Here is an 18,201-nt window from a genome sequence, read left to right as displayed (position 1 = left end):
GACGGGCTCCGGGCCGGTCCTCGGGCTTCCGGACCCGGTCCTCGGGCTCGGGGCCCGGCCCTCACCGCTCATTGCCCGCCCGCAGCCACGCGATGTACTCGGCGACCGCGCGCTCGGTGTCGTAGGCGGGCGCGTAGCCGGTGTCCTGCCGGATGCGGGTGATGTCGAGGTATGTCTGCGAGGTGGCTCCACCGGTGGGGAGGTCGACCCGGGCGTCGGGGACGACCTTCTTGATGGCGGCGATGATCTCGGCGTTGCTCGTGGCACGGCCGGAAGCCACGTTGTAGGTGCGGTGGTTGAGGTGGTCCGCGAGCTGGAGGAGTGCGATGGCCCGGCCCGCGTCCTTCGCGTAGCACAGGTCGAGCGAGTCCTCCGCGTACGCGGGCGCCGGGAGGGGCGAGAGATCCGGCTCGGTGCCGCGCGCGGCGGCGTGGACGAGCTCGGGGGCGGCGAAGAACAGCGGGCCGTGCGGCTCGAGCGGCCCCCAGATGCCGGAGATGCGGTAGTTGATGATCTCGATGCCGGTGGCGTCGGCCAGGTGGTCGTTGAGGAGCTCGCCGATCTTCTTGAAGGTCGGGATGAGATGTCCCGAGCTCAACGACACGGGCATGTCCTCGGTGAGTGCGCCGCCCTCCGTACCGCCGCCGTAGACGCCGATCGTGCTCGCGACGCCCACCCGCCGCACACCCCAGTCCCGCGCGGCCTGGAGGACGTTGAGCAGACCGCCGATCGCCTTGCGCGTCGCCTCGATGGGCTGCTCGGGGTCCGGCGGCCAGGGCATGGAGCCCGCGAGGTGCACAATGCCGGTGATCTTGTGGCGGGTGCCGATGTCGAGCAACGCGCGCGGATCGGTGATGTCGGCCCGCTCCACCGCGACCGGCGCGTCGAAGCGCCCGGCCGGCGGCTCGGTGGAGCTGCGCTGGACCAGCACACACTCCTCACCCGCGTCCAGAAGGGCCTGCACGGTGTGGGAGCCGATGAAGCCGAGCCCCCCGGTGACCAGAATCATTCCTGAACTCTCCTTGCGGCGTGGTTGTGTGGTCCCGCCAGAAGCGGATCGTCGTTCCGATTAATATACGGATCCACGTTCCGTTTCGTCAACAGCCCTCGGGAGGGGCGCGGACGTCCATGCGGGCCACCGCGAACGCGGGCAGGAGGCAAGCGCGCCGGTGCGCGACGCACCTCGCAGACGCTGCGGCATGGCGGGCCGAAGCGGGCGGGGGCGCCTGGGGCAAGAAAGGGGTGGTTGGCTTCTCTCGGTGCGCTATTGGGATGCCTCGACAGCCGCGCACCGCGACTCGATACGCACCCTAGTCGCGGACCAGGAGGGAGACCGCGTCCTCGATGAGGGAGTCGCCCTCCTCGGCGGTGATGCGGCGGGTGCTGACGAGTGCCGCGATTCCCTGCATGACGGCGGCGAAGAGCAGTTGCAGTCGTTGCGGGTCCTGGGGCTTGAGTTCTCCAGCCTCCGCGCCGCGGTCGATCAGGTCGCCGAAGGCCGAGAAGAGTCGTTCCGAGGCGGTGCGCAGCCCCTCGGGGGCGTTGCCGTTCTTGCCGGTGAACATGAGGTCCAGGAGCGCGGCGTCCGTGACGGCGAAGTGCACGTATGTGGTCGCGATCGCGCGGAAGCGTTGCTTGTAGTCCGCGGCATCGGAATCGATCACCGCTTCCACTTCGTCGGCCAGGCGGTTGAAGCCCCGCTCCGCGAGCGCGTCCAGGAGCGACTGCCGGTCGACGAAGTGGCTCCGGGGCGCGCCGTGGCTGACGCCGGCCTTCCGTGCCAGGTCGCGCAGGGACAGCGCGTCGATGCCGCCCTCGCGCAGGGTGCGCTCGGCGTGGTCCAGCAGGACGGCTCGTAGGTTCCCGTGGTGGAAGGGCCTGTGACTCACTCTGCGATCCTACCTCGAAATAGGCATTGCCTAGTTTCTAGGCAGTGTCTAGTCTCGGTGTCGTGAATCCCGATCTGACAGGCAAGACAGCCATCGTGACCGGCGCGAACAGCGGAATCGGTCTCGCCACCGCCAAGGCTCTCGCCGGGTACGGCGCGCGCGTCGTGTTCGCGGTGCGTGACACGGTGAAGGGCAGGAGCGCCGCCGTGGCGGCGCCCGGTGACGTCGAGGTACGTCACCTGGATCTGGCCGATCTCGCGTCGATCCGCCGGTTCGCCGCCGACTGGCGCGAGCCGATCCATCTTCTGATCAACAATGCGGGCGTCTCGGTCCCCGAGCTCGAACGGACCGTCGACGGATTCGAGCTGCAATTCGGGACCAACCATCTCGGTCCGTTCGCCTTGACGAACCTGCTCCTGCCCCACGTCACCGGACGCGTGGTGACGCTGGCGTCACAGTCGGAGCGAATGGGGCGGATCAACCTCGACGACCTCAACTGGGAGCGCACCGCCTACAAGCAGTCCAGCGCCTATGCGACGTCGAAACTGGCGAACGTGCTGTTCTCCTCCGAGCTGCAACGTCGACTGAACGCCGCCGGGTCGAGCGTGCTGGCAGTCGCGGCGCACCCCGGCTTGGTCGCAACGAACATGTACGACCGGTCGACGGGGCTCGGCACGAGACTGATGCTTCGCCTGCTCGCACAGGACCCGGAGGAAGGCGCCCTGCCGGTGCTGTACGCCGCCACCGGCGACGTTCCCGGTGACGGCTTCACCGGGCCGGAGCACTGGATGCACATGCGTGGCGGTGCCGAACTGATCAGCCGGTCCAAGACCGCGCGGGACGCCGATATCGCCCGCCAACTCTGGGACGCCTCGGAGAAGCTCACGGGTGTGTCGTTCGGTCTCTGACCATCGGTGTAAGCGGCGCGAGCGCCGAGTGCCGACCCGCGTGACCCTGAGCCGTTCCGGGTCGGCACTCTTTACTCGCTGTAGAGGCCACATTGAACGGTCCGTGAGGGTCGCCGCCCTAGCCTGGGAGCTTTGTGCGGCGGACGTTCGGTTCAGTGGGGGAGGCGTCGTATGGGCAGCGGCGGCGGGCACGGCGGCGGCAAGGTTCTGGACATCAAGGTGGCGGACATCAAGTCGGTCGCGCCGACGTTCCATCACCAGGCGGTGAAGTTGAGTGAGGCGCTGACGACGCTGATCTCGACGCTGGACGGGTATGGCGAGCCGTGGGGGGATGACAAGCCGGGGAAGGATTTCGCCAAGCAGTACAAGCCGAACCAGAAGCACATCGAGTCGGCGGCCGGCATTCTCGTCCTCGGCCTGACCAGCATCTATGAGGCGATGAACGACATGGCGGATGGTCATGTCGACAATGACAAGCTGATCGAGGGCATGTTCACCAAGGCCAAGCACGGACCGGGCCACGGTGGCGGCCGGTGAGCATCGAGGACAAGGCCAAGGCCCTGCTGATGAAGCTGGGCATGTGGTGGCCGGATGCCAATTCCGGCACGCTGCGCCATGCCGCGGACGCCTGGCGGACGTTCGCCGACAGTGTGGACGATGTGCGGGTCGCGACCAACAAGGCGGCCACGACGCTCATTCACCACAACAAAGGTGAGGCGATCGACGCCTTCGAGACCTTCTGGGGCCGGTACGCCAAGGGCAAGGACGAGGGCTGGCTGAGCAATCTCGCCAAGTCCGCGCGGAACATGGCCAAGGCGCTGGACAAGTTCGCCGACACGGTCGATGACGCCATCGAGAAGCTGTGGACGCAGATCAGCATCGATGCCGTCGCACTCGTTGGCGGTGGGCTGCTGACCATCGTCACCGGGGGCGCCTCCGATGGAGTAGCGGCGGAGATTATCGCCATGGCCGCCGGCCTGGGCGTCGCCGTGGAGGAGTCGGTCGCCATCATCGCGGCGGAGATGCTGACGGGCGCGGTCTTCACCAGTGTGCTGTCGGTGACGATCGACGCGGCGGTGGCGCAGCCGGTGAAGATCGCCCTGGGGCAGCAGAAGGGTTTCAGCCTGGACGAGGTCAACCAGGCTGCCAAGGACGGCATGATCGACGGCGGGATCTTCGGGGCCGGGCTGGGGGTGCTCAAGCCCGGTGTGACGCCGAAGCTCACCGGTGTCCCGGACCTGCTCAAGCCGCCGAAGGTGCCCTCGCTGCGCCCGAACCTCGTAGAGGAGGGCCCGGCCGCCCGCCCGGCCAAGAAGTGCCCCTGTACGGGTGAGCCGATCGACATCGCGACCGGCGCGATGTTGATGGAGCACACCGATCTGACGCTGCCCGGTTCGCTGCCGCTGGTCTTCGAGCGCACCCATGTGTCCTCGTACCGGGGTGGGGTGTGGTTCGGCCCGACGTGGGCCAGTCTGCTGGACGAACGGGTCCAACTGGACGCGGAGGGTGTGGTGTTCGCCGCCGCGGACGGGATGCGGCTGGTGTACCCGGTGCCGGAGCCGGGCGTGCCGACGCTGCCCGCGAAGGGCGCGCGGTGGCCGCTGGAGTGGGACGGCAAGCCGGACGGCGTCATGACGGTCACCGATCCGGAGGCGGGTGTGGTGCGGACGTTCGTCCGTCCCGCGGCGACGGAGGAGGCGGGCGCGGTCTATCTGGCCCTGGAGAGCCTTCAGGACCGCAATGGCGCGCGCATCGAGATCGAACGCGCCCTGAGTGGCGCCCCGCTGGCCATCCGCCACTCCGGGGGCTACTACCTGGCCATCGACACCGAGGGCCAGCGGGTCACGGCGCTGCGGCTCCTCGACGAGCCGCCGTCGGCCTACGCCCCCGAGCGGGGCCGCGAGGGCGGCACGGTGGTGATGCGCTACGGCTACGACGAGGCGGGCAACCTCACCGAGGTCATCAACTCCAGCGGTACGCCCCTGCGGTTCACCTACGACGGCGAGGGGCGGGTGACGTCCTGGACGGACCGCAACGGCACGTCGTTCCGGTACGTCTACGGGCCGGACGGGAGGGTGGTGCGCACCGAGGGCAGCGACGGCGTCTTCAACGGCAGCCTGGAGTACGACGACGAGGCGCGGACGACGGTCTACACGGACTCGCTCGGCCACGCGACGAGGTACTGCTACAACCCGGACGGTCAGCTGGTCGAGGAGACCGATCCGCTGGGCCACACCACGCTGACGGAGTGGGACGCGCGTGGCGACCGTAAGGTCGCGGTGACGGATCCCCTGGGCCGTACCACCCGCTACGCGTACGACGAGGACAGCAACCTGGCCACTGTCACCCTGCCGGACGGCAGCGAGGCCCGGGCCACGTACAACGCGTTGTGCCTGCCGGTGGAGGTCACCGAGCCGGGCGGCGGGACGTGGCGCCACACGTATGACGACACGGGAAACCTCCTCTCGACAACTGACCCCGTGGGGGCCACCACGGCCTACGGCTACACCGAGCGGGGCCACCTGGCCGAGGTGACGGACGCGCTGGGCAACACCACGCGTCTGACCCCGGACCCGGCCGGGCTCCCCATCGCCGTAACGGACCCGCTGGGGCACACCACGAGCGTCCGCCGGGACCCCTTCGGCCGGGTGGTGGAGGCGACGGATCCGCTGGGCCACACCACCCGTATGGGCTGGACGACCGAGGGCAAACCGGCGTGGCGGGAGGAGCCGGACGGCGCCCGGGAGAGCTGGACCTGGGACGGCGAGGGCAACCTCCTCAGCCACACGGACCCGGCGGGCCACACCACCCACCAGACGTCCACCCACTTCGACGTCCCCGCCAGCCGTACGGAGCCGGACGGCGCGAGGTACGCCTTCGCCTACGACACCGAGCTGCGCCTGACCGAGGTCACCAACCCCCAGGGCCTGACCTGGACCTACACCTACGACCCGGCGGGCCGGCTCACCTCCGAGACCGACTTCAACGGCCGTACCGTGGCCTACACCCACGACCCGGCGGGCGACCTGCTGACCCGCACCAACGGCGCGGGCGAAACGCTGCACTTCACCCGTGACGCGCTGGGCCGCACGACGGAACAACGCGACGAGGCGGGCGCACGGACGACGTATGCCTATGACGCGCGGGGCGCCCTGACGCGAGCGGCGAATCCGGACGTGGAGCTGACCCTCGAACGGGACGCGCTCGGCCGAGTCCGGTCGGAGACGGTCAACGGCCGGACGACGACGTACGCATATGACGCCGTGGGCCGCCGCACCGAACGCACGATGCCCTCGGGCCTGAGGAGCGTCTGGACCTACGACGAGTTGGGCCGCCCGGCCGCACTGCGTACGGGCACGGCGGGCACCCTGACCTTCACGTACGACGCGGCGGGCCGCGAGACGGAACGCCGGGTGGGCGAGGCGGTGAGACTGACGCAGACCTGGGACAGGTCAGACCGCGTGACCACCCAGACCATCGCCGAGGGCCGTGGCGACGAGGCGAACCGGATCCTCCAACACCGCTCCTACGCCTACCGCCCGGACGGCTACCTGACCGAGATCCGCGAGCTGACGTCCGGCACCCGCCGCTTCGACCTGGACCCGGTCGGCCGCGTGACGGCGGTGCACGCCCACGGCTGGACCGAGACGTACGCCTATGACACAGCGGGCAACCTCACGAACGCCACGGCCCCGAACCACGCGTCACCCGGCGACCGCGAGTTCACCGGCACAGTGATCCACCGAGCGGGCCGCACGACGTACGAACACGACGCCCAGGGCCGCCTCACCCGCCGCACCCGCAAACTCCTCAACGGCCAGACCCGCACCTGGACCTACACCTGGAACGCCGAAGACCGCCTGACGGACGCGACCACCCCGGACGGCGACCACTGGCACTACACCTACGACCCCCTCGGCCGCCGCATATCGAAACAGCGCCTGGCGGGTGACGGCACGATCGCCGAATCGATCGACTTCACGTGGGAAGACACCCGCCTCGCGGAGCAATCCACACCAGAGGGCAACCACACCACCTGGGACTACGCCCCGGACACCCACCGCCCCCTGACCCAAACCGACCACACGTCACTGGTGCGCGAGCCCGGCGAATCCCTCATAGAGAAATTCACCGGCGCCGATGACGACACCGCGCCGCGCTTCCACGCCATCATCACGGACCTGGTCGGCACCCCAACGGAGTTGGTCACCACGGCCGGTGACCTGGCCTGGCAACACCGCACCACCCTCTGGGGCACAGATTTCCCCACCGGGGCGAGCACCTCAACGGTCGACTGCCCCCTCCGCTTCCCCGGCCAATACGCCGACCCCGAAACGGGCCTGTACTACAACTACTTCCGCCACTACGACCCCGAAACGGCCCGCTACACTGCCGCCGATCCCCTCGGTCTGGATCCCGCACCTAACCATCACCGGTACGTCGAGTCGCCGTTGACATCGCTCGATCCTCTGGGTTTGAAGTGCGGAGACCCGGTGCCTGTCCCGCGCACCGGTGTGAAGGGACTACTCAAGGATGCGCAGCTCCCCATCTCGGGGCGCATCCGATTCGTTCCTCCAGAAAACACCTCAGTCAACTCCGGATTGCTGCGTGGTACCCGGAAGGGCTACATTGACCGATTCGGAAATGAATGGATCAAGGGGCCATCCCGTACTGCCGGGCAGCCGTTTGAATGGGATGTCCAGCTGAGCAAGACAGGAAGGGCTAAGCTCGGCTGGTTGAGCCGGGACGGAAGCCATTTGAACGTCTCGCTGGATGGGGAAATCACTCACAAGTAGGCCATGGAGTGCTTCCGGGCACGCTTACTCAAGGATGAATCATGGAAGATCCTCTTCACTTCTACGCAGAGGTTCGGGTCGTCGCTTGTCCCGACCGGCCGGAACTGGAGGGGGTTGTCGGTGCAATCGTCGGCATCTCCGAGCCGCCGAACCCCGACATCGCTCCGAGTTTTGGGGTGATGCTTGACGGGTTCGACGTTGTTCGCATCTTTTCCAGGGAACAGATCGCTCCGACGGGACGGGACCGCCAGGAGTCGGATTACTACTGACACCCCGCTTTTGCTGACGTCGCACTCGACCACCGGCCGGTGGGTTAGCCGGATTCCTCGACTCGGATGCGGGCGACCCCCGCCCGGGAAGCCGCGACGGTGGCGGCCGCCATCGTGGCCAGGGTGGCGCTGACCCACGCCGCGTCCCGGTAGTCGCCGGTCGTGCCGGTCGCGACGCCCGCGATCAACGGGCCAAGGAAGGCGCCCGCGTTGAGGGCGACCGTGGCGAATGAGCCGCCCAGCGAAGGGGCCTGGGGCGCGACATGCATGACGCGGGCGACGAGCGTTGAGCCGATGCCGAACGACAGGGCGCCCTGGACGATCGTCACGACGAAGAGCGGGGCCGTATGCGCGCTGGTCGCGGCCAGCACCGCCCAGCCCACTGGCAGGACGCACAGCGCCAGGAGCAGGCCCCTCCCCAGCCCACCGTCGGCCTTACGCCCCGCCGTAGTCACCCCCACGAACGCGCCCACCCCGAACGCGGCGAGGAGGGCCGGGACCGCGGTGGCCGGGAGGTGGGCGATGTCCGTGGCGATGACGGCCAGGTAGGCGAAGGTCGCGAAGGTCGCGCCGTTCACCACGGCCGCGAGGACCATGGCCCACCGCACCGGACGCGACCGCAACGCACCCGCCTCCCGCCGGATCGAGACCTCCGCCCGGCCGGCCGCGTCGGCGGGTGCCTGACGGAAGACCAGCGCCAGCGCGGGCAGGCACAGGGCGGCCACGGCCCAGAACGCGGAACGCCAGCCGGACCAGTCCCCGAGCAGCGCCCCCGCGGGGACGCCCGCGACGCACGACAGCGTGACCCCGGACAGCAGCACGGCGGTGGCCCTGCCGCGCTTCTCGGCGGGGACCAGCGCCGTCGCGGTGGACATCGCGACCGCCAGGAAACCGGCGTTGACGATCGCGGCGACGACACGCGTTCCGAAGAGGACGGCGAAGTCCGTCGTGACCGCCCCGATCACATGCACCACCACGAACGCCGCCAGAAACCCCGCCAGCGCCCTGCGCCGCGGCCAGCGCGCGCTCAACGCGGCCATCACCGGGGCGCCGACGATCATCCCGATCGCATAAGCGGACGTCAGACTCGCCGCGGCTCCCACCGATACGGAGAGGTCGCGGGCGATTCCCGGTACGAGACCGGACAGCATGAACTCGGACGTCCCTTGCGCGAAGACGGCTAGCGCAAGGACATAAAGGAAGACAGGCAAGAGGTCGACTCCAGCGATCAGCGATGAGCGTATGCGGGCAAGAGCGGCCGCGTGCTGGATGCCGGATCGGACTACGTCACGAGCCCGGGAAAGGAACCAGACACACGGAGTCGTGTCCGGTCGCCGGAAGCGAGATCGACCCGGGAATCAGGTCGGGTCAGTGGTCAGAGAACGACTCGCCGCCGAACGACCGGCGGCTCCGTTCTGTCTGATTCAGGGCTCATCACGTCGGGCACCGTACCCACAACCCCCACCGAGATCAATCCGATTTCGGCGCGCCCCAGCCCCTCCGGTACGCGGCCCAGTCACCCGGCGTCGCCGCGAAGTCCACATACAGCGCCACGCCGAACCGCTCGCGGCGCGCGTCCTGGCGGCTCAGCCCGAGGCGGGCGCCCCGGGTGGCGGCGGCCACCGTCTCGGCCGATTCATGGTGGCCGATGTCGTCGGTGTGGAAGGCCGGGAGGCCCATCAGCAGGTCGGTGCCGCGCGGGGTCGCCTCCAGGGCCAGCCGCGTCTGCTGCGCCACATAGCCTCCGTACAGGCTCTCCATGGGCATCGCCGTGTCGTAGGACATCACCGCGATCTGATCGACCCGGCGGGCGACCGCGCCGAAGTACGACTGCGACCACCACTTGGGGTGACCGGCGACGAAGCCCGCGACGGAGTGGAGGGAGGGCAGCGGGTCGATCTGGTGCGCGGCCACCGACAGCGGTGCGTGGTGGGCGCGGGTGACCGCGTGCACATCGTCCAGCAGCGACAGGTAGTCCCGGTCGCCGGAGTGCAGGGGCTCCAGATCGAAGTGGACGCCGGCGAACCCCGCGTCCAGCACCTGGCCCGCCGAGCGCACGACGCGTTCACGCGTCGCCGGTGCGCCGAGGTCCATCCCCGTCTCGCCCTCGGTCGACAGCACATCGCCGAGCCACGCCTGAACGCGCACCCCGGGCAGCTCCCGCCGCACCGCGTCCACCAGCCACCGGGCCTTCGGATAGCGCGCCGCGCGCAGGCTGCCGTCATGCTCCAACGGGCCCGCGTGCACATACAGATCCCGGACGCCGGTGCCACGCATCCGCTGGACCAGCTCGGCCAGCTGAGCCTCACCATTGCGTCCGTCCACCCAGGCATGCCCCAGCCACACCGCGTCCCGCTCACGGGTCCACGTCCCGGGCGCGGGATCCCCCGCGTACTGGAGCCGCAGCGACACCCCGGCGGTCAGCACGGGCACCACCAGCAGCACGACGGCCCCCGCCGCCACCCGCTTGGGCCACTTCAGCCGCGGATGCGCCCAGCCCCGCACCAACGCCACCCGCCCACGCCCGAGCAGGGAGCCCGCTCGGCGCAGCACACGGACGGGGGCGCGGTCGGGGTGTTCCGAGGGCATCGGCGGTCAGCCTCCGTCGTAGGACACGACCGTGCCGTGCAGGGCGTCGGCGACGCGTGACCCGAGGTCGTAGTCGCAGAGGTTGACGGTCCAGTTGCCGGCCGTGACCAGGGTCGCGGGCACGCCCTTGTAGGCGATGGCCTCGCGCAGCACCGCGTTACGGTCGGCGCCCGAGGCGTGCAGGGCGAGGGTGGCGCAGTTGGGCGAGCCGGTGTCCTTGCCGGTGGTACAGGTCAGGACGGTGTCCGAGCGCTGCTTCCGCTCGTCGCAGCCCACCACCGCCGCGAGGTCGTCGGCGAGGGCGCCGACGGTCCGGTAGCGGGGGGTGCGGGGGATGTCCGGGAGCGGATAGTCGGGGATCTTGGCCTTCTTGGGCGGCAGTACGACGCCGCCGAGAGCGGCCGCGATCCGGTTCGCGAAGCGGGGCTCGGTGACCCATACGAACCAGTGACCCGCGGCGACCAACGTATGGCTGGTCGGCGGCTCCCGGTGGGAAGCGATGGACTCGCCGATCTCGTCGCGGCTGAACTTCTTCGGATTCAGTACCTGGATGTCGTTCTCGAACTTGATGCCGTCGATGACGGAGGCGCATCCGAGGCCGCTTCCTCCGGCACTGCCGCCCTGCGAACGGCGGGTGATCTCGCAGGGAACGCCCCCTGCCTCGAGGGCTTCCACGACCGCGTCGGCGTCCGGGTACTCGGGCTTCGTGGGCACATTGCCCGGCATCGTGGCGCTCGGGCTGGGCGACGAGTCGGCGCCGTCCCGTGTGGTGTTGCCGCACGCGGCGAGGACGGCCATGGCCACCCCCGCCGCGAACACGCTGATCACTCGCTTCATGAACTCACTTCTTCAGGGCTCCTAGCCCGTGGCCGAGGGACGGGGTGTGAGGCCGGGGCTCGGCTCGGTCGGCTTCTTGCCGCCGCCCCCGCCGCCTCCATCGTCGTTCTTGCCACCCGAGGACGGCGGGGTGGGGGACTGCCCGGGCTCCGGAGACGGAGTACCGGGCTCCGGCTCGCCTGTCCCGGTGCCGGACAACTCACCGCCGTAGACCGGGTCGATGGTGAACGAGTGCCCCTTGGGAGTGGCGCCCTCCAACTGCTCCAGGGCCTTCTGACGCTCCTCGTCGCTCAGCGCCTCCCACGCCTTGGCGTCCTCGAGACGCGGCTGGAGCTTGTCCCAGTTCTCGCCGCGGGTCTTGATGTCGCCCCCTCGGTGGTCCGAGTCGTCCCCGTACTGCTCGTTCTTCTCGCGGACGTCGGGAGTGTCGGCGGCGTAGAGCACGAACAGCTGCTTGTCCGTGTCCGAGCCGTACGGATTCTTCTGCAACTCCTGGAGGTAGTACGCGCTCAGGCGGATGTCCTCGTTGGGGTTCTCCTCGATGTACTTGGTGAGTTGGGCATCGCTGAGGTCTCCCAGATAGGTGCCGTCCGGCGTGGTGAACGCCTGTCGGTGTTGACCGATCACATTACGGGCCGTCCCCAGCTTCATATGCGTGATACCGAGCGACTTGTCCGGCTTGATCGTCTGCTGGAGCGTCCAGTTGAACATCCTGCCGACGCTCGGCAGGAGACCGCGGCCGTCCTTGTCGTAGTTCTGGTACCACTGCTGCTCCTGCCAGAGGATCGACAGCAGCAGCGTCTTGCTCATGCCGGTCTCCTTCGCGGCCCGTTCCACGGCGGCGAGCTGCGCGGGGGAGACGTTGATCGGATGCGGGCCGTCGGGCGCTCCCGTCAGGCGCAGTGCGATGGCCAGCGGGCTGTTCTTCTTCAGCGCCTCCTTGACCAGCTTCGGGTCGGAGATCTCCGTGAGGCCCCGGATGGTCCGCAGCGCGGCCGACGCCGTGGTGTCGGCCTTGGTCGCGCGGGAGAGGGCGCCCTCGATGATGCCCTGGGCGTGCCGGACCGGCTCCGACTCGCTGTCGTCGCCTTGACCGGAGGCCACCGGCTTGGAGTGGGAGACGCGACCGCTGTCGTCGACGGACAGCTCATGGTCCTTGGCGTAGCCGAGCGCGCTGCTCAGATCGCGCTGGGCGGCCTCGATCTCGTCGGCCAGGTCGTCGTAGACGCGGCACAGTTCGCGCAGTGCCAGATGCGCCGCCTCGTAGTCCTCGGCGTGCTTGACGAAGGTGCGGCGGGCGGCGAGCCCCGCGTCGGACACCCACTGCTTCTCGATCGTACGAGCCACGTCGTCGCGGGCGACGGTGCCGATCTCCTCGCAGTGCTTGGCGGCGCTGAGGGCGTCGGTGGCGGCGTCGCGCCAGGCTTGCGGGCTCGCGGAGTGGAGGTCGGGGACGGAGACCATCAGGCACCCTCCAGCCAGCGGGCGTCCTTGCGGAGTTCCGTCTCGATGGAGTGGTCGGTGTCCATGTAGTCGTCCATGGCATCCGTGATGGCGGCGGCCGCTTCCCTCGCCGACTTGCCGAGCTCGTGCAGGCGGTTGCGCCATGCCGTGACGCACTCCTGGTTGGGCGTCGCGACCGCCCAGCCCGAATGGGCCTTCCCGGCGGCCTCGGGGTCGTCCAGCTTGGTCTTGTTCTGCCCCGCCGCGCTGGTGGCGTGGAAGGCGCCCGCGGTCTTCTTCGGAGACGGCGGATCGATGAAGAGGTCCGGCAGCCCCGGTAGATCACCAAACAAGGACATCAGGCTTTCCCCCAAGTAGCCGTAATGTTCATGTACTTAGCACCGTACTCGGCGCCCCGCCGATGGGCAGGGTGCCGCGCGGACGAGTGTGGTTTCAATACAAGGCTGTGACGGCCCCGGGGGAAGCGGACCGCGAGGGTGACCTTGCGGAGCGAGGGCTGACCCTGCGGAGCGAGGGCTGACCCTGTGGAGTCGGGGTCAGCCCTGGGATGTCTTTGCCGCGGCGCAGTCGCAGCAGGTGCCGAAGATCTCGATCGTATGGGCCACGTCCACGAAGCCGTGCTCGGCGGCGATCGCGTCGGCCCACTTCTCGACGGCGGGGCCCTCCACCTCGACCGCCTTGCCGCAGGCGCGGCAGACCAGGTGGTGGTGGTGCTCCTCGCTGTTGCACCGGCGGTAGACCGCCTCGCCCTCCGTGGTGCGGAGGACGTCGACCTCGCCGGCGTCTGCGAGGGACTGGAGGGTGCGGTAGACGGTGGTCAGGCCGACCGAGTCGCCGCGGTGCTTGAGCATGTCGTGGAGCTCCTGCGCACTGCGGAACTCGTCCACCTCGTCCAGTGCCGCCGCCACCGCGGCGCGCTGCCTGGTGGACCGGCCGCGTACTGGGGGACCGGCGGTCGCCACAGCTGCCTCCTCAACCTCGCATGCTCCGTCGCTCTCGGGGCTCGTTCCGCGCCCACTGCGCTTTCTGCCCGGCCATTGTGCCAGTTATCGCTCGGGCAACGGACGAGAGTGATGGGATGGGTGATGGAGCCGGGCATCGGCCGGGCCTCGGCCGGACAGTGGACCACGAGCGGTGACCCCGAGCGGTGGACTATACGAGTACATCGTCCCTCAAAGTGCATCGTTCATCCGCCTCGGCCACCCGCCCCGCGCGTCGTTTCGCCAGGGGCGCGGCCAGGGCCGTGATCACGGCGAAGACGCCGATGGCGAGGACGACGATGCTGGCCCCCGGCGGGACGTTCTTGTAGAAGGAGAAGACCGTGCCGGACAGGGTCACCACGACGCCGATGGTGACCGCCAGCGCGAGCGTCATCGCGAAGCCCCGGGTGGCCTGCTGGGCGGCGGCGACCGGGACCACCATCAGGGCGCTGACCAGGAGCAGGCCCACGACGCGCATGGCGACGGTGACCGTGACGGCCGCGGTGACGGCCAGCAGCAGGTTGAGCGTGCGGACCGGGAGGCCGGTCACCCGGGCGAACTCCTCGTCCTGGCAGACCGCGAACAGCTGGCGGCGCAGCCCCAGGGTGATCAGTACGACGAAGGCGGCGAGCAGGGAGATCGCGACGACGTCCTCGGGGGAGACCGTGGTGATCGAGCCGAAGAGATAGGTGGTGAGGTTGGCGTTGGAGCCGGTCGGCGAGAGGTTGATCAGCAGCACACCGCCCGCCATCCCGCCGTAGAAGAGCATCGCGAGCGCGAGATCGCCGCGGGTCTTGCCGTACCAGCGGATCAGCTCCATGAGGATCGCGCCGAGGGCGGAGACGACGACGGCGGTCCACACCGGGTTGGTGCCGGTCAGGAAGCCGAGGGCGACGCCGGTGAGGGCGACATGGCCGATACCGTCGCCCATGATCGCCTGGCGGCGCTGGACGAGGTAGATGCCAACGGCGGGCGCGGTGATGCCCACCAGGACCGCGGCGAGCAGGGCCCGCTGCATGAAGGCGTAGTCGAGGATCTCGAGCATCTCAGGTCAGCAACCCTGTCCGGATCGGTTCGGCGTCGGGCGCCGCGTGGGGATGGACGTGATCGTGGCCGGGCAGCGCGTGCTGGCCCACGGCCTTGGGCGGCGGTCCGTCGTGGACGACACAGCCGTCGCGGAGCACCACCGCGCGGTCGATCAGCGGCTCCAGCGGGCCGAGCTCATGCAGGACGAGCAGGACCGTGGAGCCGCCCGCGACCTGCTCGCGGAGGGTGCCCGCGAGGATCTCCTGGCTGGCGAGGTCGACCCCGGCCATCGGCTCGTCCATGATCAGCAGCTCCGGTTCGCCCGCGAGGGCGCGGGCGATCAGTACGCGCTGGTGCTGACCGCCGGACAGGGCGCTCACCGGGTCCCGGGCGCGGTCGGCCATGCCGACGAGCTCCAGGGCCCGCTGGACGGCCGCCCGGTCGGCCTTGCGCGGCGGCCCGAACCGGCGGCGGGCCAGCCGCCCCGCCGAGACGACCTCGCGCACGGTCGCGGGGACGCCACTGGCGGCGGTGGTGCGCTGCGGTACGTAACCGATCCGGGCCCAGTCGCGGAAGCGGCGGCGGGGGATGCCGAAGAGGGCCAGCTCACCGCCGCTGAGCGGCACCTGGCCGACGATGGACCGTACGGCGGTGGACTTGCCCGAGCCGTTGGCGCCGAGCAGCGCCACGACCTCACCGCGGCGGACGGTCAGATCGATACCGCGCAGCACGGGGCGGCCACCGAGGGTGGCCGTCGCGCCGCGCAGGGATATGGGGTCCGCGGCCGGGTCCGCGGCCCGGTCCTCGGCCGGCCCGGGCTCCCCGGCAACCCCGGATTCCCGGGTCTCCTCGGCTTCCATGGCTTCCTCCGTCACTTGGCGCCCAGCGCCCTCTTCAGCGCCTTCAGATTGGCTCGCATGACCTGGATGTAGTCATCGCCCTTGGACTTGGAGCCGATGCCCTCGATCGGGTCCAGCACATCGGTCCGCAGATGGAGGTCGCCCGCCAGCGTCCTGGCCGTGCGATCGCTCACCAGGGTTTCGAAGAAGACGGTGTTGACCTTGTCCTTCTTGGCGATGGTGTGCAGCCCCTTGACCCGGGCCGGGCTGGGCTCGGACTCGGGGTCGAGCCCGGAGATCGCCTCCTGCCGCAGGCCGTAGCGCTCGGCGAGATAGCCGAAGGCGGCATGGGTCGTGATGAAGGTGTCCGAAGAACGGCCCTTCAAACCGGTCCGGAAGTCCTGATCGAGCGTGTTCAGCTCCTTGACCAGGGCGGTGGTGTTCTTCTTGTACGCCGCGGCGTGATCGGGGTCGGCCTTCTCCAGCGCCTTGCCGACGCCCTTGGCCACCTGGGCGTAACGCACCGGATCCAGCCAGATGTGCGGATCGGCGGCCGCGTCGCCTGAGTGGTCGTGCCCCTCGTGGCCATCGTGCCCTTCCTCGCCCTCGTCGCCGTGCCCGTGCTCGCCCTCGACCTCCGTGCCGTGGTCCTCCAGCGAGGTGTACGAGGCGGCGTCGGCGACCTGCTTCGGCTGGGCCTGGGCGATGGCCCGGTCGACGGAGGGCTGGAGCCCCTTGAGGTAGACCACCAGACCGGCCTCGCTGAGATCGGCGGTCTGGCGGGGGCTGATCTCCAGATCGTGCGGCTCGACGCCCGGCTTGGTCAGGGAGGAGAGATGGACGGCGCTCCCGCCGATCCGCTGGGCGAGGAATTGCATGGGATAGAACGACGCCACCACGTCCAGCTTGCCGTCCGTCCTTCCGTCTCCGGCGTTGGTGGAGCAGGCTGTGAGGGTGGTCAGACCCAGTGCGGCGGCTCCTACGAGGGCGGTCGTGGGCCTGAGGCGGCGTATGTTCATGACTCTCATTTTCAACAAAGATGGAAACGATTGTCAACAACTGTCCTCTTGTTGATCGCTTCGACTATCGATTTGATCCGGGGGGTGCCGCCGCCGGTAACCTGAAGCATTCGCTTCGTCGTCAATGTCGTCATCAATGAAGAGAGCACCGTGGCCGCCGACAAGATCGACACCATCGTCAGCCTCAGCAAGCGCCGTGGCTTCGTCTACCCGTGCAGCGAGATCTACGGCGGCCAGCGCGCCGCCTGGGACTACGGGCCGCTCGGCGTGGAGCTGAAGGAGAACATCAAGCGGCAGTGGTGGCGTTCCACGGTCACCTCGCGTGACGACGTCGTCGGACTCGACTCGTCCGTGATCCTGGCCCGTGAGGTGTGGGAGGCGTCCGGCCACGTCGCCACCTTCACGGACCCGCTGACCGAGTGCACCTCCTGTCACAAGCGGTTCCGCGCGGACCACCTGGAGGAGGCGTACGAGGCAAAGCACGGCCGGCTCCCCGAGAACGGCCTGGCCGACGTCAACTGCCCGCACTGCGGCAACAAGGGCAGCTTCACCGAGCCCAAGCAGTTCTCCGGGCTGCTCGCCACCCACCTCGGCCCGACCCAGGACTCCGGCTCGGTCGCGTATCTGCGCCCCGAGACCGCCCAGGGCATCTTCACCAACTTCCTCGCGGTCCAGCAGACCTCGCGCAAGAAGCCGCCGTTCGGTATCGCGCAGCTCGGCAAGTCGTTCCGCAACGAGATCACGCCGGGCAACTTCATCTTCCGTACGCGTGAATTCGAGCAGATGGAGATGGAGTTCTTCGTCAAGCCGGGCGAGGACGAGAAGTGGCACGAGTACTGGATGGAGCAGCGCTGGAACTGGTACCGGGACCTCGGCATCCAGGAGGCGAACATCCGGTGGTACGAGCACCCCAAGGAGAAGCTCTCCCACTACTCCAAGCGCACCGCTGACATCGAGTACCGCTTCAGCTTCGGCGGCTCGGAGTGGGGCGAGCTGGAGGGCGTGGCCAACCGCACCGACTACGACCTGAAGGCGCACTCCGCGGCGTCCGGCCAGGACCTGTCGTACTTCGACCAGGAGGCCGGCGAGCGCTGGACCCCCTACGTCATCGAGCCGGCGGCGGGCGTGGGCCGCGCGATGCTGGCCTTCATGCTCGACGCGTACGTGGAGGATGAGGCGCCCAACGCCAAGGGCAAGATGGAGAAGCGCACCGTGATGCGGCTCGACCCGCGGCTGGCGCCGGTCAAGGTCGCGGTGCTGCCGCTGTCCCGCAACCCGCAGCTCTCGCCCAAGGCCAAGGGGCTCGCCGCGGACCTGCGCAAGCACTGGAACATCGAGTTCGACGACGCGGGCGCGATCGGCCGCCGCTACCGCCGCCAGGACGAGATCGGCACGCCCTTCTGCGTCACCGTGGACTTCGACACCCTCGACGACAACGCCGTCACCGTGCGCGAGCGCGACACGATGAAGCAGGAGCGGGTCTCGCTCGACCAGATCCAGTCCTACCTCGGTGGCCGTCTGATCGGCTGCTGACCCGGTCCGGGCGCGGTCGCCCGGATCACGGTCCGGGACGACGCGCCCGGAC

At 69.3% G+C, this 18,201-nt stretch carries 16 protein-coding genes; 5 read left to right on the top strand and 11 right to left on the bottom strand.

Translation table 11 applies throughout. The features are described from left to right. Positions 1-61: 61 nt before the first annotated feature. Positions 62-1,009 carry an NAD-dependent epimerase/dehydratase family protein gene (locus ACT2CW_RS26155; RefSeq protein WP_445518464.1) on the bottom strand — a complete coding sequence of 316 codons (948 nt, stop codon included), beginning with the start codon at positions 1,007-1,009 and terminating at the stop codon, positions 62-64. Positions 1,010-1,310: 301 nt separating this feature from the next. Further along, positions 1,311-1,889 carry a TetR/AcrR family transcriptional regulator gene (locus ACT2CW_RS26150; RefSeq protein ID WP_182470403.1) on the bottom strand — a complete coding sequence of 193 codons (579 nt, stop codon included), beginning with the start codon at positions 1,887-1,889 and terminating at the stop codon, positions 1,311-1,313. A gap of 62 nt (positions 1,890-1,951) precedes the next feature. Here ACT2CW_RS26150 and ACT2CW_RS26145 point away from each other — a divergent pair, with 62 nt between their 5' ends. The 4 genes from ACT2CW_RS26145 to ACT2CW_RS26130 all read left to right on the top strand — a co-directional run bounded on the left by ACT2CW_RS26145 (position 1,952) and on the right by ACT2CW_RS26130 (position 7,862). Then, positions 1,952-2,797: an oxidoreductase gene (locus ACT2CW_RS26145; RefSeq protein WP_432048418.1), complete on the top strand. Its 846-nt coding sequence runs from the start codon at positions 1,952-1,954 to the stop codon at positions 2,795-2,797. Positions 2,798-2,968: 171 nt separating this feature from the next. Continuing rightward, positions 2,969-3,334, top strand: coding sequence for a hypothetical protein (locus ACT2CW_RS26140; protein WP_182470405.1), 366 nt, complete (start codon positions 2,969-2,971; stop codon positions 3,332-3,334). Then, a complete protein-coding gene (locus ACT2CW_RS26135; RefSeq protein WP_445518463.1) occupies positions 3,331-7,593 on the top strand; it encodes a polymorphic toxin type 17 domain-containing protein in 4,263 nt (1,420 codons plus the stop codon). Before ACT2CW_RS26140 ends, ACT2CW_RS26135 begins: the two co-directional genes overlap by 4 nt. A gap of 41 nt (positions 7,594-7,634) precedes the next feature. After that, positions 7,635-7,862, top strand: coding sequence for a hypothetical protein (locus ACT2CW_RS26130; RefSeq protein ID WP_432048416.1), 228 nt, complete (start codon positions 7,635-7,637; stop codon positions 7,860-7,862). A gap of 44 nt (positions 7,863-7,906) precedes the next feature. Here ACT2CW_RS26130 and ACT2CW_RS26125 read toward each other — a convergent pair whose 3' ends face one another. The 9 genes from ACT2CW_RS26125 to ACT2CW_RS26085 form a co-directional block, all read right to left on the bottom strand. Further along, the gene (locus ACT2CW_RS26125; protein ID WP_445518462.1) at positions 7,907-9,073 is read right to left on the bottom strand and encodes a Cmx/CmrA family chloramphenicol efflux MFS transporter; all 1,167 of its coding nucleotides are present in this window, start codon (positions 9,071-9,073) and stop codon (positions 7,907-7,909) included. A gap of 259 nt (positions 9,074-9,332) precedes the next feature. Beyond that, a complete protein-coding gene (locus tag ACT2CW_RS26120; protein ID WP_445518461.1) occupies positions 9,333-10,451 on the bottom strand; it encodes a hypothetical protein in 1,119 nt (372 codons plus the stop codon). Positions 10,452-10,457: 6 nt separating this feature from the next. Beyond that, complete coding sequence (locus ACT2CW_RS26115) at positions 10,458-11,288, bottom strand: hypothetical protein (RefSeq protein WP_445518460.1); 831 nt, start codon at positions 11,286-11,288, stop codon at positions 10,458-10,460. A 21-nt stretch (positions 11,289-11,309) separates the two neighbouring features. Further along, the gene (locus ACT2CW_RS26110; RefSeq protein ID WP_445518459.1) at positions 11,310-12,752 is read right to left on the bottom strand and encodes a hypothetical protein; all 1,443 of its coding nucleotides are present in this window, start codon (positions 12,750-12,752) and stop codon (positions 11,310-11,312) included. Then, entirely contained in the window at positions 12,752-13,090 is a 339-nt protein-coding gene (locus tag ACT2CW_RS26105) for a hypothetical protein (protein WP_445518458.1), read from the bottom strand. The genes ACT2CW_RS26110 and ACT2CW_RS26105 overlap by 1 nt, the downstream gene beginning before the upstream one ends. A gap of 198 nt (positions 13,091-13,288) precedes the next feature. Beyond that, a complete protein-coding gene (locus ACT2CW_RS26100) occupies positions 13,289-13,714 on the bottom strand; it encodes a Fur family transcriptional regulator (RefSeq protein WP_138915738.1) in 426 nt (141 codons plus the stop codon). A gap of 190 nt (positions 13,715-13,904) precedes the next feature. Next, entirely contained in the window at positions 13,905-14,777 is an 873-nt protein-coding gene (locus ACT2CW_RS26095) for a metal ABC transporter permease (protein WP_445518457.1), read from the bottom strand. A 1-nt stretch (position 14,778) separates the two neighbouring features. After that, the gene (locus ACT2CW_RS26090; RefSeq protein ID WP_445518456.1) at positions 14,779-15,618 is read right to left on the bottom strand and encodes a metal ABC transporter ATP-binding protein; all 840 of its coding nucleotides are present in this window, start codon (positions 15,616-15,618) and stop codon (positions 14,779-14,781) included. A gap of 11 nt (positions 15,619-15,629) precedes the next feature. Next, complete coding sequence (locus tag ACT2CW_RS26085; protein WP_445518455.1) at positions 15,630-16,616, bottom strand: metal ABC transporter substrate-binding protein; 987 nt, start codon at positions 16,614-16,616, stop codon at positions 15,630-15,632. Positions 16,617-16,766: 150 nt separating this feature from the next. Between ACT2CW_RS26085 and ACT2CW_RS26080 the strand changes: the two genes are divergently transcribed. After that, the gene (locus ACT2CW_RS26080) at positions 16,767-18,149 is read left to right on the top strand and encodes a glycine--tRNA ligase (protein ID WP_164429435.1); all 1,383 of its coding nucleotides are present in this window, start codon (positions 16,767-16,769) and stop codon (positions 18,147-18,149) included. The last annotated feature ends 52 nt before the right edge of the window (positions 18,150-18,201 follow it).

The sequence above is a fragment of the Streptomyces sp. NEAU-174 genome (genome assembly GCF_052665095.1).
The sequence above is the reverse complement of the archived record's forward strand: the minus strand, read 5'-3'. Positions and strand labels throughout refer to the sequence as shown.